21 protein-coding genes are annotated in these 18,732 nt (G+C 59.4%); 13 read left to right on the forward strand and 8 right to left on the reverse strand.

Going from position 1 to position 18,732, the window contains the following annotated elements:
* Positions 1–71: 71 nt before the first annotated feature.
* A complete protein-coding gene (locus GF111_RS01165) occupies positions 72–374 on the reverse strand; it encodes an MliC family protein (RefSeq protein WP_004931294.1) in 303 nt (100 codons plus the stop codon).
* Between the two features lie 45 nt (positions 375–419).
* Complete coding sequence (gene anmK / locus GF111_RS01170) at positions 420–1,541, reverse strand: anhydro-N-acetylmuramic acid kinase (RefSeq protein WP_038874833.1); 1,122 nt, start codon at positions 1,539–1,541, stop codon at positions 420–422.
* A gap of 73 nt (positions 1,542–1,614) precedes the next feature.
* On the opposite strand from anmK, the gene GF111_RS01175 reads away from it, so the two are divergent.
* Both GF111_RS01175 and GF111_RS01180 read left to right on the forward strand, forming a co-directional pair.
* Entirely contained in the window at positions 1,615–1,908 is a 294-nt protein-coding gene (locus GF111_RS01175) for a hypothetical protein (RefSeq protein ID WP_134266929.1), read from the forward strand.
* Entirely contained in the window at positions 1,905–2,369 is a 465-nt protein-coding gene (locus tag GF111_RS01180) for a glycine zipper 2TM domain-containing protein (RefSeq protein WP_025159710.1), read from the forward strand. The genes GF111_RS01175 and GF111_RS01180 overlap by 4 nt, the downstream gene beginning before the upstream one ends.
* A gap of 92 nt (positions 2,370–2,461) precedes the next feature.
* On the opposite strand, the gene slyA is transcribed toward GF111_RS01180, so the two are convergent.
* A complete protein-coding gene (gene slyA, locus GF111_RS01185) occupies positions 2,462–2,893 on the reverse strand; it encodes a transcriptional regulator SlyA (RefSeq protein ID WP_038874827.1) in 432 nt (143 codons plus the stop codon).
* A gap of 180 nt (positions 2,894–3,073) precedes the next feature.
* Here slyA and GF111_RS01190 point away from each other — a divergent pair, with 180 nt between their 5' ends.
* From GF111_RS01190 to GF111_RS01200, 3 genes are read left to right on the forward strand one after another with little or no spacing between them, the layout of a single operon-like run.
* Positions 3,074–3,310, forward strand: a complete 237-nt coding sequence (locus GF111_RS01190; protein ID WP_048233582.1) for a DUF1656 domain-containing protein — start codon at positions 3,074–3,076, stop codon at positions 3,308–3,310.
* 3 nt (positions 3,311–3,313) lie between these two features.
* Complete coding sequence (locus tag GF111_RS01195; RefSeq protein WP_038874824.1) at positions 3,314–4,177, forward strand: HlyD family secretion protein; 864 nt, start codon at positions 3,314–3,316, stop codon at positions 4,175–4,177.
* A gap of 3 nt (positions 4,178–4,180) precedes the next feature.
* Positions 4,181–6,211, forward strand: coding sequence for an FUSC family protein (locus GF111_RS01200; RefSeq protein WP_047727647.1), 2,031 nt, complete (start codon positions 4,181–4,183; stop codon positions 6,209–6,211).
* On the opposite strand, the gene sodC is transcribed toward GF111_RS01200, so the two are convergent.
* Positions 6,212–6,733 carry a superoxide dismutase family protein gene (sodC, locus tag GF111_RS01205; RefSeq protein WP_038874818.1) on the reverse strand — a complete coding sequence of 174 codons (522 nt, stop codon included), beginning with the start codon at positions 6,731–6,733 and terminating at the stop codon, positions 6,212–6,214.
* Positions 6,734–6,972: 239 nt separating this feature from the next.
* On the opposite strand from sodC, the gene GF111_RS01210 reads away from it, so the two are divergent.
* The gene (locus tag GF111_RS01210; protein WP_038874815.1) at positions 6,973–8,817 is read left to right on the forward strand and encodes a polyurethanase; all 1,845 of its coding nucleotides are present in this window, start codon (positions 6,973–6,975) and stop codon (positions 8,815–8,817) included.
* Between the two features lie 62 nt (positions 8,818–8,879).
* On the opposite strand, the gene GF111_RS01215 is transcribed toward GF111_RS01210, so the two are convergent.
* The 3 genes from GF111_RS01215 to GF111_RS01225 form a co-directional block, all read right to left on the reverse strand.
* Entirely contained in the window at positions 8,880–9,776 is an 897-nt protein-coding gene (locus GF111_RS01215; RefSeq protein ID WP_038874812.1) for an aldo/keto reductase family oxidoreductase, read from the reverse strand.
* A 99-nt stretch (positions 9,777–9,875) separates the two neighbouring features.
* Positions 9,876–10,115, reverse strand: coding sequence for a DUF1289 domain-containing protein (locus GF111_RS01220; protein ID WP_019455980.1), 240 nt, complete (start codon positions 10,113–10,115; stop codon positions 9,876–9,878).
* 21 nt (positions 10,116–10,136) lie between these two features.
* Positions 10,137–11,066 carry a LysR substrate-binding domain-containing protein gene (locus GF111_RS01225; protein WP_187135399.1) on the reverse strand — a complete coding sequence of 310 codons (930 nt, stop codon included), beginning with the start codon at positions 11,064–11,066 and terminating at the stop codon, positions 10,137–10,139.
* 139 nt (positions 11,067–11,205) lie between these two features.
* On the opposite strand from GF111_RS01225, the gene GF111_RS01230 reads away from it, so the two are divergent.
* From GF111_RS01230 to rnt, 6 genes are all read left to right on the forward strand, one after another.
* Positions 11,206–11,847: an NAD(P)-dependent oxidoreductase gene (locus GF111_RS01230; protein WP_047727649.1), complete on the forward strand. Its 642-nt coding sequence runs from the start codon at positions 11,206–11,208 to the stop codon at positions 11,845–11,847.
* A 138-nt stretch (positions 11,848–11,985) separates the two neighbouring features.
* Positions 11,986–13,623 carry a phosphoethanolamine transferase EptA gene (gene eptA / locus GF111_RS01235; RefSeq protein WP_147191266.1) on the forward strand — a complete coding sequence of 546 codons (1,638 nt, stop codon included), beginning with the start codon at positions 11,986–11,988 and terminating at the stop codon, positions 13,621–13,623.
* Positions 13,624–13,726: 103 nt separating this feature from the next.
* Positions 13,727–14,347: a TetR/AcrR family transcriptional regulator gene (locus GF111_RS01240; RefSeq protein WP_047727651.1), complete on the forward strand. Its 621-nt coding sequence runs from the start codon at positions 13,727–13,729 to the stop codon at positions 14,345–14,347.
* Positions 14,348–14,437: 90 nt separating this feature from the next.
* Positions 14,438–15,541, forward strand: a complete 1,104-nt coding sequence (locus GF111_RS01245; protein WP_047727652.1) for an alkene reductase — start codon at positions 14,438–14,440, stop codon at positions 15,539–15,541.
* Between the two features lie 338 nt (positions 15,542–15,879).
* Positions 15,880–16,287: a lactoylglutathione lyase gene (gene gloA, locus GF111_RS01250; RefSeq protein WP_004931325.1), complete on the forward strand. Its 408-nt coding sequence runs from the start codon at positions 15,880–15,882 to the stop codon at positions 16,285–16,287.
* 78 nt (positions 16,288–16,365) lie between these two features.
* On the forward strand, positions 16,366–17,049 hold the full coding sequence (rnt, locus tag GF111_RS01255) for a ribonuclease T (RefSeq protein WP_038874795.1): 684 nt from the start codon (positions 16,366–16,368) through the stop codon (positions 17,047–17,049).
* 68 nt (positions 17,050–17,117) lie between these two features.
* Here rnt and GF111_RS01260 read toward each other — a convergent pair whose 3' ends face one another.
* The gene (locus GF111_RS01260) at positions 17,118–17,465 is read right to left on the reverse strand and encodes a Grx4 family monothiol glutaredoxin (RefSeq protein WP_004931329.1); all 348 of its coding nucleotides are present in this window, start codon (positions 17,463–17,465) and stop codon (positions 17,118–17,120) included.
* 415 nt (positions 17,466–17,880) lie between these two features.
* Between GF111_RS01260 and GF111_RS01265 the strand changes: the two genes are divergently transcribed.
* The gene (locus GF111_RS01265; RefSeq protein ID WP_038874793.1) at positions 17,881–18,699 is read left to right on the forward strand and encodes a C40 family peptidase; all 819 of its coding nucleotides are present in this window, start codon (positions 17,881–17,883) and stop codon (positions 18,697–18,699) included.
* The last annotated feature ends 33 nt before the right edge of the window (positions 18,700–18,732 follow it).

Here is an 18,732-nt window from a genome sequence, read left to right on the forward strand (position 1 = left end):
TGAAAAATCCGTCGTTACATTCTGCGCCTGCGGCGCCAGGAACTCAATCGCTCCGACGCCGCCGCCGACCGTCACTCCGTCAACACGCAGTCGCTCATGACTACCTTGCCGTTACGCTCAAGATAGGCGTTACGGTCTTTCGACCAAAAAGTGTATTTGCCGTCGCTGTATTTGGCACCGGTCAGCGCCAGCACCTGCTTGAGATGCAGCTGCTCGCCATCCATCAGCAGGCTGACTTCGCTCGCCTTGCCGTCGAGCGCCACCGTCAGCGGCGTAGTGCCGCACTGGTAGTGCATCGTCTGGCTGCTTTGCGGCAGGATGTAGCTGCAGCCGGACAGCGCCAGCGCGCCGGCGACGAAAATGACTTTTTTCATGCTGTTGCTCCTTAGAAAAATCCTTCACAGGCTATCCTAACAGAGCTAACGGGCCCCCAATGGCAAAACCGGATAAATCCCACCCAACACCGTTTCACGGCTGGCGCCGGTCACCGAAGGCAGGTTGCCGGCCTGGCCGGACAGCGTGCGAAACGCCAGCCAGGCGAAAGCCAGCGCCTCCATGTCGTCGCCGCTGACGCCGAAATCGTCGGTCAGCCCGACCTCCGTCCCCGGCAGCAGCGCAGACAGGCGCGCCATCAGCAGCACGTTGCGCGCCCCGCCGCCGCACACCAGCAGACGCTCGCACCCGCCGGCCAGCAGCACCTGTTCGCTGATGCTGACGGCGGTCAGCTCCGTGAGCGTGGCCTGCACATCGACCGGCGCCATCGCCGGCAATCCGGCCAGCTGCCGCTCCAGCCAGGCGATATTAAAATACTCGCGGCCGGTGCTTTTCGGCGCCGGCAGCGCGAAGTACGGATCCGCCAGCATCTGCTGCAACAGCGGTAAACAAACCCGCCCCTGCATGGCCCAGCCGCCGTCCTGATCGTAAGGCTGCGCGCGGTGGCGCCACACCCAGGCGTCCATCAGCATGTTGCCCGGCCCGGTATCGAAACCGCGCACCGGCGTACCGGGCAACAGCAGAGAAAGATTGGCGATGCCGCCGACGTTCAGCACCATGCGCCGCTCGACGGGATCCCCCAGCAGCGCCTGATGAAACGCCGGCACCAGCGGCGCACCCTGCCCACCGTAGGCCATGTCGCGCCGGCGGAAATCGCCGACGGTGGTGATATTGGTCAGCGCGGCGATGCGGTTGTTATCGCCGAGCTGCATCGAGAAACGCGCGTCGCCTTCCGGTTCGTGCCACACCGTCTGGCCGTGGCAACCGATGGCGGTGATCTGCTCGGCGTCGATGCCGGTTTGCTTCAGCAAGCCGAGCACCGCCTCGCCGAACAGCGTGCCCAGTTGAGCGTCCAACCGGCCGACGGCCGCCAACGTGGTCTGCTGCCCCTGGCACATGCCCAGAATCTCTTTTTTCAGCGCCATCGGCATCGGATGGCTATAGCTGGCCTGCTGAGCCACCATGCGATCGTCGATCGCGGCCAATACCACATCGATTCCGTCCAGACTGGTGCCGGACATGACGCCTATATAGCGGCCTGACTTCATAGCAACATCCTCTAACCCGCGCGGTAAGCAAATTTTATCCTGACAAATAAACCAGAATTGCCGGATTAACGCCATGAATTATGATGCTTTTTTTACAGGCCGTGAGCCAAACACCACCTCCCGGCGCCGCTGTGGCACATGTTATGTGTTAAACCGTGCCATAACAGGCAACGGAATGTCGGCCAAGGCTGTCATAAAGGTAAACCGCGGTTTATTATTGGTTGAACAGAGAAAAGATAAGCTGCGTGCAGCGATGGAGCATGGCGGTGTGTCAACTTTCAGCCATACTTTGTCTATCATTTTCACTGAATCTTGCCTGGAGAGCATTGCCAGGTTATGGACTACTACCATCAGGAGTTTTGTATGATCAAGCGTCTTCTCGTCGTTGCCGTCGCCGCCGTTACGCTGGCCGGCTGTGCCAATGAATCCATGTCCGGCGATGTCTACTCGTCCTCGCAGGCCAAGCAGGTGCAGAACGTCACCTACGGGACGCTGGTTTCCGTGCGTCCGGTTAAAATCCAGGGCGGCGAAGGCTCCAACGCCTTGGGGATGATCGGCGGCGCGGTGATTGGCGGCCTGTTGGGTAACACCGTCGGCGGCGGCACCGGCCGTACGCTGGCTACCGCGGCGGGCGCCATCGCCGGCGGCGCGGCGGGCAACAGCATCGGTGAAGTGGCCGGCCGTACCTCAGGCTACGAGCTGGAAATCAAAACCGACCAGAAAGAGAACATCGTGGTGGTACAGAAAGCGGGCGACACCAAGTTCAGCCCAGGACAGCGCGTGCGCATGGCGCGCATGGGCGACACCATCACCGTCTCTCCGCTGTAAGTCAGTCGGCGACAAACGGCAAACCGGAGGCAATCGCCTCCGGTTTTATTTCTGATGCTGTGAAACTGTAATCGTAGAATATAAGAATATTATTATTTGTTCTGCAGTTCGGTGATATTTTGTTCTAACTTGCCAATCAGCCCTACCAACAGATGCACTTCGTCGGCGGTAATGCCGCTTAAAATCTCACTGCGTGTAGACGTGATCACACTGTCCACTTCCCTGATGATCGGATCGGCCGCGTCGGTCAGCTTGATGCGCTTCGCGCGGCGATCGTTGGCACAGGTGTGGCGCGTGATCAGTCCTTTCTCCTCCAGTTGGTCCAGCGTACGAACCAGTGACGGTTGCTCGATACCGATCGCCTTGGCCAGCTGGATTTGCGACTGCTCCGGCGGCAAACGATTGATATTGTGCAAAGTGACCCAGTGCGTTTGGGTCAGCTCCAACGGCTTGAGCCGATGATCGATGAGCGCGCGCCAAACACGAACTAATCGTGCTAAATCTGAACCTAATGTTGACTCCACTTCCCCCTCCTTATAATTAGCATGCTAACATTACCTCCCAGAGTTTAGACTATTTTGGGTAACTCACATTAAAAACACAAATGTATATAATGTATATTGTGGAAATATCCACTATTTTTAGCCGCTATTGTTTAATCGTTATGCAAATATTCAACATATTCACCCTTAGGGATTGTTAATGTGAATACATCATGGTTACACACCTCATCCCCCTTACCCGATTTGGTCCTGGGGGCATCGCTTTATTTTCCACCTATATTTAAAGCTTTTTTACTAGGACTGGTCTTATGGCTGCTGATTCATCAGCTGCTGAGAGACTGGATGTATTCCGGTGAACTCTGGCATCCCATGTTGATGGACCTGTCCATTTTCGTGCTGGCCGTCAGCGGTTCCTTATGGATTTTAGCGAGTTGGTAACCCATGCGGCATAAAACATTAAAATACTTTTCTACGGTGATCGTCTGCGCCATTGCCGTCTGCGCCGGTTGGTGGCTCTGGAATTATTATATGCAATCCCCATGGACCCGTGATGGAAAAGTGCGCGCCGAACTCGTCAATATCACCCCTGAAGTCTCTGGAAGATTAGAGAAAATAAGCGCGAATGACAATCAGTTCGTACCTGCGGGAAGTCTGATTTTTACCCTCGACCCGGTGCCCTACCAGATCGCGCTGGACAATGCCGAGGCCGCGGTGGCAAAAGCGCAATCCGATCTGGCCAAGGCAGACCACGAGGCCGCTCGCCGCCGCGGTTTGCCGCGTAACGTTATTTCCGCTGAAGATTTAGACGCGTCCAATTTAGCCGCTCAGGCAATGAAGGCCGCCTATAAAGCCGCCCTGGCCAACCTGGAACAGGCCAAATGGAATTTGAGCAAAACCAAAATTTACGCGCCAACCGACGGCTATATCACCAATCTGCAGGCGCGGGTCGGGAACTACGCCAACGCCGGTACGCCGCTGGTGGCGTTGGTGGATGTGCATTCGTTTTATGTACTCGGTTATTTCGAAGAAACCAAGCTGAAGCATATAAAAGAAGGCAATAAAGCGGACATCGTTTTATATAACGGCAACACGCCGCTGCAGGGGGAAGTAGAGAGCATCGGCCGCGCCATTTACGATCAGAGCGTCGACAGCAGCAACGATCTATTAATGGACGTTAAGCCTAATGTTCCTTGGGTGCGTTTGGCTCAGCGCGTGCCGGTACGGATAAAATTGCTCAACGTGCCCGCCGATTTGACGCTGGTCGCCGGCACCACCTGCACCATTTCGATTCATCAGCGGAACTAAAGTGTGAACCTGCCCTTTCTGGAGTGGAGCCGTACCCCCTGGGGTAAGGCGACCGGCGGCCAATGGCGCTATGCGCTGCGCAATTCGCTGGCGATGTGTCTCGCGCTGTGGGTGGCGTTCGTGCTCGAGCTCGACGAGCCCTCTTGGGCGCTCACCTCCGCAGCGGTGGTGAGTTTCCCCACCGTCGGCGGCGTGATCAGCAAAAGCATCGGCCGCATCTTCGGCAGCCTGATGGGTGCCGCCGCGTCGGTGGCGATCGCCGGCCACTGTCTGAACGATCCCTGGCTGTTTACGCTGTTCATCGCCGCCTGGATCGGGCTGTGCACCTATATCTCCAACCATTACCAAAACAACGTCTCTTACGCGTTCGCGCTGGCGGGCTATACCGCCGCCATCATCGCCTTCGGCACGGTCAACGTCACCGATACCCAGCAGATTTTCGATATCGCGCAGGCGCGGGTTTGCGAAGTGATCACCGGCATTCTGTGCGGCGGGTTGATGATGATGATCCTGCCCAGTACCTCCGACGGTGAAGCGCTGCTGACCTCGCTGCGGCGCATGCAGCTACGCCTGCTGGAGCACGCCGCCATGCTGTGGCAGCCGGAGATCACCGCCCAGATGCGCACCTCGCACGAAGGGGTCATCGGCCAGATCCTGACCATGAACCTGCTGCGTATTCAGGCGTTCTGGAGCCACTACCGGCTGCGGCGGCAAAATAACCTGCTCAACTATCTGCTGCACCAGCAGCTGCGCATTACCAGCGTTATCTCCAGCCTGCGCCGCATGCTGCTGAACTGGCCGGATCGCCCCGCCAATCTGATGCCGGTGATAACGCAACTGCTGGACGAGCTGCGCGATCCCGCCACCGACAAATACCGTTTGGCGCGCCTGCTTCAGCAGATCGCGCCGCAAGACCCTACGGACTACCGCCATCGCGCCTTCTGGCTGCGCCTGCGCCATTTCTGCTGGCTTTACCTGCGCTGCAACCGCTGGCTGCAGCGGCTGGAGAGCGCCACGGCGGTCAGCGAGCTCCAGCCGCCGCGCGTCACCTCGCTGGCGCGCCATACCGACAGCTACGAAGCCGCCTACAACGGTCTGCGCACCTTTTTGTGCATCGTGATCGGCTGCGCCTATTGGATCAACACGCAGTGGGACGCCGGCAGCGCGGCGCTGACGCTCACCGCCATCAGCTGCGTGCTCTACTCCTCGACGCCTTCGCCGATCAACAGCGTCAGCACCTTGCTCAAGGCGGTGCTGCTGCTCTCGGTCGTCTGCTTCGTGGTGAAATTCGGTTTGATGATCCAGATTGACGACTTCTGGGTGTTCTGCGCCTTCCTGTTTCCGATCCTGGTGACCATGCAGATGCTCAAGCTGCAGAACCCGCCTTATGCCGCGCTTTGGGGGCAGCTGATCGTCTTTATGGGGTCGTTCCTGACCGTCAGCAACCCGCCGAGCTATGACTACCAGTCTTTCATCAATGATAACATCGCTAAAGTCGTCGGCGTGCTGCTGGCCGGGCTGGCGTTTCAGATCCTGCGCCCCAGCTCGGACAAACGAAAAAGCCGCCGCATTATCCGCGCGCTGCGGCGCGATTTTATCGATCAGTTGAGCAAACGGCCGCAGCAGAGCGAAAGCCAGTTCGAATCGCTGATCTACCATCGCATTAGCCAGCTCAATCAAAGTCAGGATCAGGAAGCGCGCACCTGGCTGCTGCGCTGGGGCGTGGTGCTGCTCAACTGCAGCCATATCGTCTGGCAGCTGCGCGACTGGCAAACCCGCTCCGACCCGCTGTCGACGGTGCGCGATGTCTGCATCCACTGCCTGCGCGGTATCATGACGGAGAAAGGCGTGCAGCACAGTTCGCTGGACGCCACGCTGCAGGAGCTGCTGCGCATGAGCAACGCGCTGGCGCACCACCCGGAACAGGCGGCACGCGATTTGGCCGGCCTGATTTGGCGACTCTACTGCTCGCTGCAGCAGTTGCAGCAGGCGATGGGCCAGCCCACCACCGCGCCGGCCGTTAGCGGCGGGTGATCACTTGATCACCCCACAGGCGAAACGCTCACCGCCGCCGCCGAGCGGCAGTGGGTGATCCGAGTGGTTATCGCCGCCGGCGTGCACCATCAGCGCCTTGCCCTCAATGTCACTGATTTTTTTCAGCCGCGGCGCCAACACCGGATAGTTCGCCATGCCGTCGGCGGTCACATAGATGGCCGGCAAATCGCCCAGATGCCCGTCGGCATACGGCCCGAGGTGCTTCCCGGTCTTTTGCGGATCAAAATGCCCGCCGGCCGCCAGCGCCGCCACCGCTTTGCCGTCCTTCATACCCGGCTCGCAGCTGCCTTTTTCATGCACGTGGAAGCCATGTACCCCGGCCGGCAACGCTTTCAGGCTCGGCGTGAACAGCAAGCCGTACGGCGTTTCGCTGATGACCACCTTGCCGATATCCTGACCGATCCCCTGCCCGGTCACCAGGTGCATTTCGACGTCGGTTGTCGCCGCCTGAGCCGCGCCACACGCCATCAGGCCAAGTGCTGCATACCAATAACGTTTCATCAATCAGTCTCCTTAATGTCTCTGCTGAGCTTTCAGTATAGGAGAGCCGGCGCAGGCGCTGTTAACCAACGCACAATCTCGCCAATTTGATTCGCAAACCTAATATTTAGGGCTAATACTATTTCTACCGATGTTGGTCCTCTGACCAGCTGTCGTTCGGCTAACGTGTTTCCCTGTTTCCACCGCCGACGCATGAGAGTGCACTCCCGGCCAGGCGGCATAATTCATAAGGAACTGATATGGGCATCTTTAGCTATAAGGATTTGGACGAAAACGCGTCGAAAACGCTGTTTTCCGACGCCTTGGCCATCTCTACCTACGCTTACCACAATATCGATAACGGCTTCGACGAAGGCTACCACCAGACCGGCTTCGGGCTGGGCCTGCCGCTGACGCTGATCACCGCGCTCATCGGCAGCACCCAATCGCAGGGCGGCCTGCCCGGCCTTCCCTGGAACCCCGACTCAGAACAGGCCGCGCAGGAGGCGGTGAACAATGCCGGCTGGTCGGTCATCAGCGCCGCGCAGCTGGGTTACGCCGGCAAAACCGATGCACGCGGCACCTACTACGGCGAGACCGCCGGTTACACCACCGCTCAGGCCGAGGTGCTGGGCAAATATGACAGCGAAGGCAATCTCACCGCCATTGGCATCTCATTTCGCGGTACCAGCGGCCCACGCGAGTCGCTGATCGGCGATACCATCGGCGATGTGATTAACGATCTGCTGGCCGGTTTCGGGCCGAAAGGCTACGCTGACGGCTACACGTTGAACGCCTTCGGCAATCTGCTGGGCGACGTAGCGAAGTTCGCGCAGGCGCACGGGCTGAGCGGCGAGGACGTGGTGGTCAGCGGCCACAGCCTCGGCGGGCTGGCGGTCAACAGCATGGCGGCTCAGAGCGACGCCAACTGGGGCGGCTTCTACGCGCAGTCCAACTATGTTGCCTTCGCCTCGCCGACCCAGTACGAAGCCGGCGGCAAGGTGATCAACATCGGCTACGAAAACGATCCGGTGTTCCGTGCGCTCGACGGCACCTCGCTAACCCTGCCGTCACTGGGCGTACACGATGCGCCGCACGCCTCCGCCACCAACAATATCGTCAACTTCAACGACCATTACGCGTCGGACGCCTGGAACCTGCTGCCGTTTTCCATTCTCAACATTCCGGCCTGGCTGTCGCACCTGCCGTTCTTCTATCAGGACGGGCTGATGCGGGTGCTGAACTCCGAATTTTATTCGTTGACCGACAAGGACTCGACCATCATCGTCTCCAACTTGTCGAACGTGACGCGCGGCAATACCTGGGTGCAAGACCTGAACCGCAACGCGGAGACGCACAGCGGACCGACGTTTATCATCGGCAGCGACGGCAATGATTTGATCAAGGGCGGCAAAGGCAACGACTATCTCGAGGGCCGCGACGGCAACGATATCTTCCGCGACGCCGGCGGCTACAACCTGATTGCCGGCGGCAAAGGCCACAATATCTTCGATACCCAGCAGGCGCTGAAGAACACCGAGGTCGCCTACGATGGCAATACGCTTTACCTGCGCGACGCCAAAGGCGGCATTACGCTGGCGGACGACATCAGCACCCTGCGCAGCAAAGAAACCTCCTGGTTGATTTTCAACAAAGAGGTGGATCATCAGGTGACCGCGGCCGGATTGAAATCGGATTCGGGCCTCAAAGCCTATGCCGCTGCCACCACCGGCGGCGACGGCGATGACCTCTTGCAGGCTCGCAGCCACGACGCCTGGCTGTTCGGCAACGCCGGCAACGACACGCTGATCGGCCATGCCGGCGGCAACCTGACCTTCGTCGGCGGCAGCGGCGATGACATCCTGAAGGGCGTCGGCAACGGCAATACCTTCCTGTTCAGCGGCGATTTTGGCCGCGACCAGCTGTATGGCTTCAACGCCACCGATAAGCTGGTGTTTATTGGCACCGAAGGCGCCAGCGGGAATATCCGCGACTACGCCACGCAGCAAAACGACGATCTGGTGCTGGCCTTCGGCCACAGCCAGGTCACGCTGATCGGCGTTTCGCTCGATCACTTCAACACCGATCAGGTGGTGTTGGCCTAAGGAGCGGCGTAAAAAAAGCCGGGCGCTTCGCCGCCCGGCTTTCCTCTTTTTTTTGCTCCGCCTTAAGGCACGTCATACCCCAGCGCCGCCTTGCGAATGCGGAACCACTGCTGGCGATTCAGCACCAGCTTCTGCGCCTTCAGCGCCGAGCGCACCCGCTCAATCTTGCCGGAGCCGATAATCGGCAGCGGCGACGACGGCAGGCGCATCACCCAGGCGTACACCACCTGTTCAATGGTATCGGCGCCGATCTCTTGCGCCACCCGCTGTAGCTCGTCACGCAGCGGCTGGAACTCGGCGTCGTTGAACAGGCGCCCGCCCCCCAGGCAGGACCAGGCCATCGGCTTGATGCGCAGTTGCTGGCACTGGTCGAGCGTGCCGTCGAGAATGGCCGGCTGGTGAATCGGCGAGATCTCCACCTGGTTGGTCGCCAGCGTGAACGGCAGGCGCGACTGCAAGAGCTGGAACTGCGCGGGCGTAAAGTTGGAAACGCCGAAATGGCGCACCTTGCCGCTTTTATGCAGCGCGACGAAGGCTTCGGCCACGTCGTCGGCATCCATCAACGGATCCGGCCGGTGGATCAGCAGCAGATCGAGGTAGTCGGTATGCAGATGGCGCAGCGATTGTTCCGCGCTCTGTACGATATGGTCGCGGTCGGTGATGTAATGGCCGATCGGATTGCCGGGCTTGGCGGTGGTGGCGATGCCGCACTTGGTCACCAGCTCCAGCGACTGGCGCAGCGCCGGCTTCAGGCGCAGCGCGTCGCCGAACGCCTGTTCGCAGGCGTAACCCCCGTAGATATCCGCGTGGTCGGCGGTGGTGACGCCCAGTTCAACATGCTGTTCGATGAACGTCAGCAGCTGCTGCGGCGACATGCCCCATTCCATCAACCGCCAGTAACCGCAAATCATGCGGGAAAATTCAGGCCCCTGCGGCGCGAGACGTATACGTTCTACCATTGCGAAAACCTCATGACATTAGTTGTCAGCCAGCATACACAAGCCGGTGAGGCACAGGGAAGCGGTAAGCCACACGAACGTGCGGCAGATCAGGAAAGGTTAAAACAGCGACGGCTGTTCCGGCAGCGGCTCGTCGGGCGCTTTATTGGCGCGTTGCAGGCGCAGGAAGCGTTGACGGCAAAGGCGCAGCACCTCGCGCTTCTGCGCGTCGCTCATGCTCATCCAGCCGAAGCGTTCCTCGCGGCTGCGCAGGCAGCCACGGCAGAATCCGCGATCGTCGGCCTGGCAAATGCCACGACACGGGCTGGGGATGTCGAAAAATTCAAGCTGCTGCGCCACGGGGCCTCCTGCGTTCTCTTGCTAATTGAAGACGCCATCGCCGCCGCTGGCAAGTCCCTTTTCGCCATTGCGGCGAAAATAGTCGCGCAAATAACGCAGCGCCTGACGGCTTTTCTCCGGCACGTTACGCTCGAGCGTCAGCGCGTGCAGCCGCAGCGGCGCCGGCCGCCACTCCGGCAACAGCAACAACAGCTCGCCGCGCTGAAGCTCGTCGCCAATTTCATACAGCGGCTGAATGGAAATGCCCAGCCCGGCGCGGGTAAAGGCGCGCATCACGTTCATGCTCTCGCTGACGATCTGCCCTTCCGCCAGCCGCAGCTTAACCTGCTGGCCGGACTGGTGCAGCAGATCCAGATGGGCCCCGCTGTAGCCGCTGGAGATCCAGCGGTGCTGCACCAAATCCTGCGGTTTTTCCGGCACCCCATGCTGGCTGAGATAACGCGGTGCGGCGCACAGCACCATCGGCCACGCCGTGAGCGGGTGCGCGATCATATTGGCGTCCGCCAGCTGCCGGTTGGCCCGCAGCGCAATGTCGACCCGCTGCTCTATCATATCGACGATGCGATCGTCCGCCAGCACCCGCAGCGTCAGCTTGGGATGCGCCTGCAGCAGCGGCGCCAGCGCCTCCGCCAGCGATCGGCCGCCGATGCCGACCGGGGTGGCAATGCGCAGCTCGCCCACCAGCGTATCTCGTAGCTCCGCCAACCGCTGCTCCGCCTGCTGCGCCTGTTGCAGCATCGCCTCGCAGCCGGGGTAAAACGCCGCCCCCGCCTCGGTCAGCGCCAGACGACGGGTGGAGCGGTGCAGCAGCGGCACCCCGAGCGCTTTCTCCAGCGAGCGCATATGCTGGCTGACCGCCGACGGCGTCATGCCCAGCCGCCGCGCCGCGCCGGCCAGCGATCCCTCCGCCACCACGGTGGCGAATATCGCCATTCGATTGAGTTTATCCACGATTATGAAGTTTTACTTAATCAAGAAAGCATGAATATGGCACTAATCACGGCTATTGTTAAGGGCTAGAGTATAAACCACGCAGCAGGCATATCGGCCTGCTTCATGATACTGAACACATCCCCGAAGGAGCATACAGATGAAAGTAGCCATTATTGGAGCAACCGGTTTTGTTGGCCGCCGCGTGGTGGATGAAGCGCTGGCTCGCGGCATTCAGGTGACGGCGATCGCCCGCCAGAAAAAAGAGTTGCCGGAGCACGCCAATCTGACCGTCGCACTGGGCGACGTTGCCGATACCGCCTGGCTGGCGGGGCAATTGCGCGGTCAGGATGCGGTGATCAGCGCCTACAACCCCGGCTGGGGCGAAGACAACCTGTATGAAAAGACCGCTCGAGGCGCCCAACAGATCCTCACCGCGGTCGAACAGGCAGGCGTCAAGCGCCTGCTGGTGGTCGGCGGCGCCGGCAGCCTGGAAGTGGCGCCGGGCGTTGAACTGGTGGATACGCCGCAGTTCCCGGAAAATATCCGCCCCGGCGCGCAGGCGGTACGCGATCTGCGCAACAAGCTGCGCAATGAATCGGTGCTCGACTGGACCTATCTCTCGCCGGCCGCCCTGCTGGAACCGGGTAAACGTACCGGTCAGTTCCGCCTCGGCACCACCCAGCTGCTGATGAACGGCGAAGCGCCGGCCAGCATTTCGGTGGAAGACCTGGCGGTCGCCATCGTCGATGAGATTGAAAAACCACAGTTTATTCGCGCACAGTTCACCGCCGCCTACTAAACTGCCTCATTGCCAGGCCGCCCGGCCTGGCGTTTTCCCTGCGTTCACCCCCGCCAGTATTCTGAATTTCTAAGGTTTTCTTAAGTTTCATCCGGTAGATTTCAAGGCATTATCTCCTCTCAGGATCCAGATTTGGCAATGTGGTTACGTCAACGCTTACAGTGCAACAGCCTCGGTTTTATCCTCGCCACCGCCCTGTTCTTCACTCTGTTTCAAAACGCGTTATTCCTGCACCGCGCCTGGTCGTATATCACCTTCGATAGCGTCCACAGCGTCATTTTCGCCGCCAGCATGCCGGTGGTGATTTTCTGTGCGCTGAATATCATCTTTAGCGTGTTGACCGTGCCCTACCTGCGCAAGCCGCTGATCGTCTTTTTCTTGCTCGGCAGCGCCGCAGCCAACTATTTCATGTACAGCTATGGCGTGGTGATCGACGGCAACATGATGCAGAACGCCGTCGAAACCAATACCCAAGAAGCGACGGCGCTGCTGACGCCGCGCATGGGGTTGTGGCTGGCGCTGCTCGGCGTTTTGCCGGCGGTGGCGGTCTGCTTCACCCATATTCGCCAGACCCGCCCCTGGTGGTATATGGTCGGGCTGCGCGCCGCCAACGTCATGCTGTCGTTGGTGGTGATCCTGATCGTCGCCGCGCTGTTCTACAAAGACTACGCTTCGCTGATCCGCAACAATAAAAGCGTGGTGAAGATGTTGACGCCTTCCAACTTCGTCGCCGGCACGATCAAGTTTACCGAACAGCGCTATTTCACCCGCAATCTGCCGCTGGTAAAAATCGGTGAAGACGCGCGCAAAGGGCCGCTGATCGCCGGGCAGGCCAAGAAAACGCTGGTGATCCTGGTGGTGGGCGAAACCGCCCGCGCCGAAAACTTCTCCCTCGGCGGCTACGAGCGCGAAACCAACCCGCGCCTGAAGCAGGACGACGTGGTCTACTTCAAGAACGCCAGCTCTTGCGGCACCGAGACGGCGATCTCCGTCCCCTGCATGTTCTCCAACATGCCGCGCAGAGAGTACGACGCGACTCAGGCGGCGCACCAGGAGGGCATGCTCGACGTGCTGGCGCATGCCGGCGTCAACGTGCTGTGGCGCGATAACGACGGCGGCTGCAAAGGCGCCTGCGACCGGGTGCCGCACATCGACATGACCAAATTGAAACTGCCGCAGGACTGTGACGGCGAAGTTTGCATGGATAACGTGCTGCTGTACAAGCTGAACGACTACATCAATAGCCTGAAAGACGACGGCGTGATCGTACTGCACCAGATGGGTAGCCACGGCCCGGCTTACTACCGCCGCAGCACGCCAGAATTCCAGACGTTTTCGCCGACCTGCAACAGCAATCAGATCCAGGATTGCAGCCATGAACAGCTGGTGAACACCTACGACAACTCGATCTTGTATACCGACGCGATGCTCGATGCCACCATCAAGCTGCTGCAGCAGTATGACGACCGCTTCAATACCGCGCTGGTCTATTTGTCCGATCACGGCGAGTCGCTGGGGGAAAACGGCATGTACCTGCACGGCACGCCTTATGTCTTCGCGCCGAGCCAGCAAACGCACGTGCCTTTCCTGATGTGGATGTCGGCCGACTATCAGCGCAACTTCGGCGTCGATCGCCAGTGCCTGAACGCGCTGGCGGAAAAGGACGATGTGTCGCAGGACAACCTGTTCCATACCCTGCTGGGCATGCTGAACGTACAGAGTCGCGAATATCAATCCCGGCTGGATATCCTGCAACGTTGCCGCAACGCGGCGTAAGCGCTTAACTTCCTCGTGCCGCTGGGGCACAATAGTTCGCAGACAACCGGCGTTTTGTGCGCCGGTTTTTTTATTCCCATTGACCTAGACCAATCGGTCTATTATGCTCGGCACCATGATGACCAAATCAACGCATTGCAACGTGGACACACGTGAACATCTGCTCGCCACCGGCGAAACTCTCAGCCTGCGCCTGGGCTTTACCGGCATGGGGCTGAGCGAACTGCTGGCCACTGCGGGCGTGCCGAAAGGCTCGTTCTACCACTATTTCCGCTCGAAGGAAGCCTTCGGTGAAGCGATGCTGCAACGCTATTTCGCGCATTATGATGCAGAAATGCAGGCGTTGTTTGCCGATGAGCACGGCGATGCCCGCCACCAGCTGCTGGGCTATTACGCTCAGGCCATCAGCTACCACTGCCGCAGCGAATGCCATAACGCCTGCCTGGCGGTGAAGCTTTCCGCCGAGGTGAGCGATCTGTCAGAACCGATGCGCCATGCGCTGGAAACGGGCACCGCTCGCGTGATCGGCCACCTGCAGGAGGCCATCGAACGCGGTATCGCCGAGGGTTCGCTGTCGGTGGCCATGAGCCCGGCAGCGACCGCAGAGACGCTGTACTCACTGTGGCTCGGCGCTTCGCTGCGCGCCAAGATCCGCCACTCGCTGGCGCCGTTGACCAGCGCGCTGGAAAGCATCGAGTTGCTGCTGCGCCCGCCGCAACCGTAACGGTAACAATTTCTTTTTATTGAAAAATGCAGTTCGTGGTTTTTTATCGCCCATTACTAGACGACCGGTCTATTAAATACAGGATGCACTATGAAGACTGAAAAATTGCTCTCTCCGCTGAAGGTTGGCGCCATCACCCTGCCCAACCGCGTGTTTATGGCTCCGCTGACGCGTCTGCGCAGCATCGAGCCGGGCGACATTCCTACGCCGCTGATGGCGGAATATTACGCACAGCGCGCCGGCGCGGGCCTGATCGTGACCGAAGCGACGCAGGTTTCCTTCCAGGCGAAAGGCTACGCCGGTGCGCCGGGGTTGCATACGCCGGAGCAGATCGCCGCATGGAAAAACATCACGCAGGCAGTGCATGATAAAAACGGCCATATCGCCGTGCAGCTGTGGCACGTAGGCCGCATCTCCCACACCAGCCTGCAGCCGGGCGGACAAGCGCCGGTCGCCCCTTCGGCAATCAACGCCGAGACCCGCACCACCGTGCGTGATGAAACCGGCGCTTGGGTGCGCGTGCCGACCTCCACGCCGCGCGCGCTGGAAACCAGCGAGATCCCGGGCATCGTCAACGATTTCCGCCAGGCGACCGCCAACGCGCGGGAAGCCGGCTTCGACTTCATCGAACTGCATGCCGCCCACGGCTATCTGCTGCATCAGTTCATGTCGCCGGCCTCCAACCAACGTACCGATCAATACGGCGGCAGCATCGAGAATCGCACCCGCCTGACGCTGGAAGTGGTCGACGCGGCGGTCGCCGAATGGGGTTCCGAGCACATCGGCATCCGCATCTCGCCGCTGGGGCCGTTCAACGGGCTGGACAACGGTGAAGATCAGGAAGACGCGGCGCTGTATCTGGTGGAAGAGCTGAACAAGCGCAACATCGCCTACCTGCACATCTCCGAACCGGACTGGGCCGGCGGCAAGCCGTATTCCGACGCCTTCCGCGACTCGGTGCGCGCCCACTTTAAAGGGGTGATCGTCGGCGCCGGCGCCTACACCGCCGAAAAAGCCGAAGCCTTGATCGAAAAAGGTTTCATCGACGCGGTGGCCTTTGGCCGCAGCTACATCGCCAACCCGGATCTGGTGGAACGCTTCCGTCAGCACGCGCCGCTGAACGAACCTAAGCCGGAAAGCTTCTACGGCGGCGGCGCCGAAGGGTATACCGACTATCCGTTTCTGGCGAAGTAACCCGTCCTGATCCCAAACGGCCATGCGACTGCCTGGCCGTTTTTTTATGCGCCGCCCGCAAAAAAGCCCGCACGGGGCGGGCCGGTGTTCCCTGGTGTTGTGCTCTACTGCCGTTCAATTTTTACACGCTTGCCGTCGAAATAGATAATTGATTGTGCAGATCAATTAATCTGTATCGATCGGTACGCTCGATCAATATTTAGACATCACCGTCGCGAGACCCACAAGTGACATTGTCACTCATTCATCACGTTGAATTCCCTTGCGGGACAAGGCTATACTCGCTGGAGCTTCAATCCACCCGCCGTCTGCCACGACACAGTCAATTCAGAGGAATTATGCGCTTACTCCATACCATGATCCGCGTCGGTGACCTGCAACGCGCCATCGACTTCTACACCAAGGTATTAGGCATGCGCCTGCTGCGCACCAGCGAAAACCCAGAGTACAAATACTCGCTGGCTTTCGTCGGCTATACGGAAGAGAGCGAAGGCGCGGTTATCGAACTGACCTATAACTGGGGCACCGACAGCTATGACATGGGCACCGCCTTCGGCCACCTGGCGCTGGGCGTGGACGACGTTGCCGCCACCTGCGACAGCATCCGCCGCGCAGGCGGCAAGGTCACCCGCGAAGCCGGCCCGGTGAAAGGCGGTACCACGGTCATCGCCTTCGTTGAAGATCCGGACGGCTACAAAATCGAGCTGATCGAAAATAAACATGCCGGTCAGGGCCTCGGCCACTAAGCCTCCCCTTCAGGGCGCACTGCGCCCTGCTGATTCTCCGCGCGATAGCGCCTGCAACCGGGCGCAAAATTTGCCATAATGCGCGCTGCATTCGATGAAGATAAGAAACTGATGGCCGAGAAAAGTGATCTTAACGCCCTGAGTGGTCGTTTTCGTGGGTTTTATCCCGTAGTAATAGATGTTGAAACCGCCGGCTTCAACGCCAATACCGATGCGTTGCTGGAGATCGCCGCCGTCACGCTGAAAATGGATGAAGACGGCTGGCTGCAGCAGGACGAGACCCTGCACTTCCACGTGGAGCCTTTCGAGGGCGCCAACCTACAGCCGGAAGCGCTGGCGTTCAACGGCATCGATCCGCACAACCCGCTGCGCGGCGCGGTCAGCGAATATGACGCGCTGCACGCCATTTTCAAAGCGGTGCGCAAAGGGCTCAAGGATCGCGGTTGCAACCGGGCCATTATCGTGGCACACAACGCCAACTTCGATCACAGTTTCCTGATGGCCGCGGCCGAGCGCGCCGGCCTGAAGCGCAACCCGTTCCATCCGTTCGCCACCTTCGACACCGCCGCGCTGAGCGGCCTGGTGCTGGGCCAAACGGTGCTGGCGAAAGCCTGCATCGCCGCCGGCATGCCGTTCGACAGCAGCCAGGCGCACTCCGCCCTGTACGACACCGAACAAACCGCCCTGTTGTTTTGCGAGCTGGTTAACCGCTGGAAACGTCTCGGCGGCTGGCCGCTGCCCGCCGGCGACCTCGCCGAATAAGCCCAACAAAAAAGGCGGCCCAGTTTGCACTGGCGCCGCCCATTGCGCGATAACCGCAAGCCTGTCGATTAAGACTGTTGGTCTTCCTGCGCTTTATACTTTTCCGCAGTTTCTTTGATTAGCTGCTGCAATTCGCCGCGCTGATACATCTCGATGATGATATCGCAACCGCCGACCAGCTCACCGTCTACCCACAGCTGCGGGAACGTCGGCCAGTTGGCGTATTTTGGCAGCTCGGCGCGGATGTCCGGGTTTTGCAGAATATCCACGTAGGCGAAACGCTCGCCGCAGGCGGACAGCGCTTGCACAGCCTGTGCGGAGAAGCCGCAGCTCGGCAGCTTAGGCGAACCTTTCATGTACAGCAGAATCGGGTTTTCAGCGATCTGGTGCTGAATTTTTTCAAGTGTCGTCGTCATTTATTGCTTCCTCAAGCCACATTTCATGGCTACAACATGCATCACGCGGGCTATTGTAGCGGCTGGAACAGTCGCAAGAAAACGCCATCTTTTGCAAGGATATTCGCCCGCCGCCGATCGCGTTTCACCGGCCACGTCATTCCGGTCAAAACATACGTCGAGAATAACATTTTTAATCCGACCATTTCACTAATATATTGCGTCGCGATGACGGCGCGGATTAATTATATCCCCACCGCCAACTGGCGCTTTTTCATACACCAACAGGCTGATTTTGAAACAAAAAAAATGTCATTAACGTTTTCTCACAATATGGATTATTATTTATGAGTTCTTCGCTGTTTTATATGGCGAAATTCGGGAATACTGTAACTCTTTCGATATCCGTTTCGGGGCCAAGGTTGGTGACGTCGACATGCGTTTAATTCTTACGCTCTTTGCGCTGCTGTTTACGCAGCTCTTCTTCAATTTGGCGCACGCTGCGCCACAGGCGCGTGTTGCCGCCGAGCAGCGTAAAAGCCATGCTAATGAAGCGCGGCCCGATGACCGCAGAAAAAAGAAAGCGGACAAAGCCGCCAAAAAAGCCAAAGTGACGGCCCCCGAGAAAAAAACCAAGACCGCCAAGACGAAAAGCGAGAAAAGCGCGAAAAAGATCGTCAGCGCCAAACCCAAGGCCAAAGCGCAGAAAACCGCCAAGATTAAAGTCACCCCGCCGAAAAAGGGCTATAAAAAAGGCTATGGTCGCCACCGCGAAGCCGGTATGGCCACCGCCAAACTGGCGCGTGAAGAAAAGCCGTTGAAACTCAGCCCCGCGCACAAAAAACGCTACCAGCACGCCAAGCAGACCGCGATGGCCAAGCTGATGGGCCAGATGGGCAAACCTTACCGCTGGGGCGGCAGCTCGCCGCGCACCGGCTTCGATTGCAGCGGCCTTATCTATTACGCCTATAAAGACGTAGTGAAAATCAAGATGCCGCGCACCGCCAACGAGATGTATCACCTGCGCGATGCGGCGCCGATCAAGAAAAGCGAACTGGAAAGCGGCGATCTGGTGTTCTTCCGCATCAACAACCGCGGCGTGGCGGACCATGTCGGCGTCTACCTCGGCAACGGCAAATTCATCCAGTCGCCGCGCACCGGTGAAGAGATCCGCATCAGCCAGCTCGACAACGACTATTGGCAGAACCACTACATCGGCGCACGCCGCGTAGTGACGCCGAAAACCATTCGTTAATGCCCTGTTCTGCACGGTTGCGGCCCCGGTCGC

Origin of the sequence: Serratia sp. HRI (assembly GCF_010119335.3) — a bacterium.
Taxonomy (GTDB): Bacteria; Pseudomonadota; Gammaproteobacteria; order Enterobacterales; family Enterobacteriaceae; genus Serratia; species Serratia nevei.

Bases quoted from the DNA above. Each gene is read 5' to 3' on its own strand.
- GF111_RS01165 (WP_004931294.1), bottom strand. From the start codon at position 374: ATGAAAAAAGTCATTTTCGTCGCCGGCGCGCTGGCGCTGTCCGGCTGC.
- anmK (WP_038874833.1), bottom strand. From the start codon at position 1,541: ATGAAGTCAGGCCGCTATATAGGCGTCATGTCCGGCACCAGTCTGGAC.
- GF111_RS01175 (WP_134266929.1), top strand. From the start codon at position 1,615: ATGAATTATGATGCTTTTTTTACAGGCCGTGAGCCAAACACCACCTCC.
- GF111_RS01180 (WP_025159710.1), top strand. From the start codon at position 1,905: ATGATCAAGCGTCTTCTCGTCGTTGCCGTCGCCGCCGTTACGCTGGCC.
- GF111_RS01195 (WP_038874824.1), top strand. From the start codon at position 3,314: ATGCGGCATAAAACATTAAAATACTTTTCTACGGTGATCGTCTGCGCC.
- sodC (WP_038874818.1), bottom strand. From the start codon at position 6,733: ATGAAACGTTATTGGTATGCAGCACTTGGCCTGATGGCGTGTGGCGCG.
- GF111_RS01210 (WP_038874815.1), top strand. From the start codon at position 6,973: ATGGGCATCTTTAGCTATAAGGATTTGGACGAAAACGCGTCGAAAACG.
- GF111_RS01215 (WP_038874812.1), bottom strand. From the start codon at position 9,776: ATGGTAGAACGTATACGTCTCGCGCCGCAGGGGCCTGAATTTTCCCGC.
- GF111_RS01230 (WP_047727649.1), top strand. From the start codon at position 11,206: ATGAAAGTAGCCATTATTGGAGCAACCGGTTTTGTTGGCCGCCGCGTG.
- eptA (WP_147191266.1), top strand. From the start codon at position 11,986: ATGTGGTTACGTCAACGCTTACAGTGCAACAGCCTCGGTTTTATCCTC.
- GF111_RS01240 (WP_047727651.1), top strand. From the start codon at position 13,727: ATGCTCGGCACCATGATGACCAAATCAACGCATTGCAACGTGGACACA.
- GF111_RS01245 (WP_047727652.1), top strand. From the start codon at position 14,438: ATGAAGACTGAAAAATTGCTCTCTCCGCTGAAGGTTGGCGCCATCACC.
- gloA (WP_004931325.1), top strand. From the start codon at position 15,880: ATGCGCTTACTCCATACCATGATCCGCGTCGGTGACCTGCAACGCGCC.
- rnt (WP_038874795.1), top strand. From the start codon at position 16,366: ATGCGCGCTGCATTCGATGAAGATAAGAAACTGATGGCCGAGAAAAGT.
- GF111_RS01260 (WP_004931329.1), bottom strand. From the start codon at position 17,465: ATGACGACGACACTTGAAAAAATTCAGCACCAGATCGCTGAAAACCCG.
- GF111_RS01265 (WP_038874793.1), top strand. From the start codon at position 17,881: ATGCGTTTAATTCTTACGCTCTTTGCGCTGCTGTTTACGCAGCTCTTC.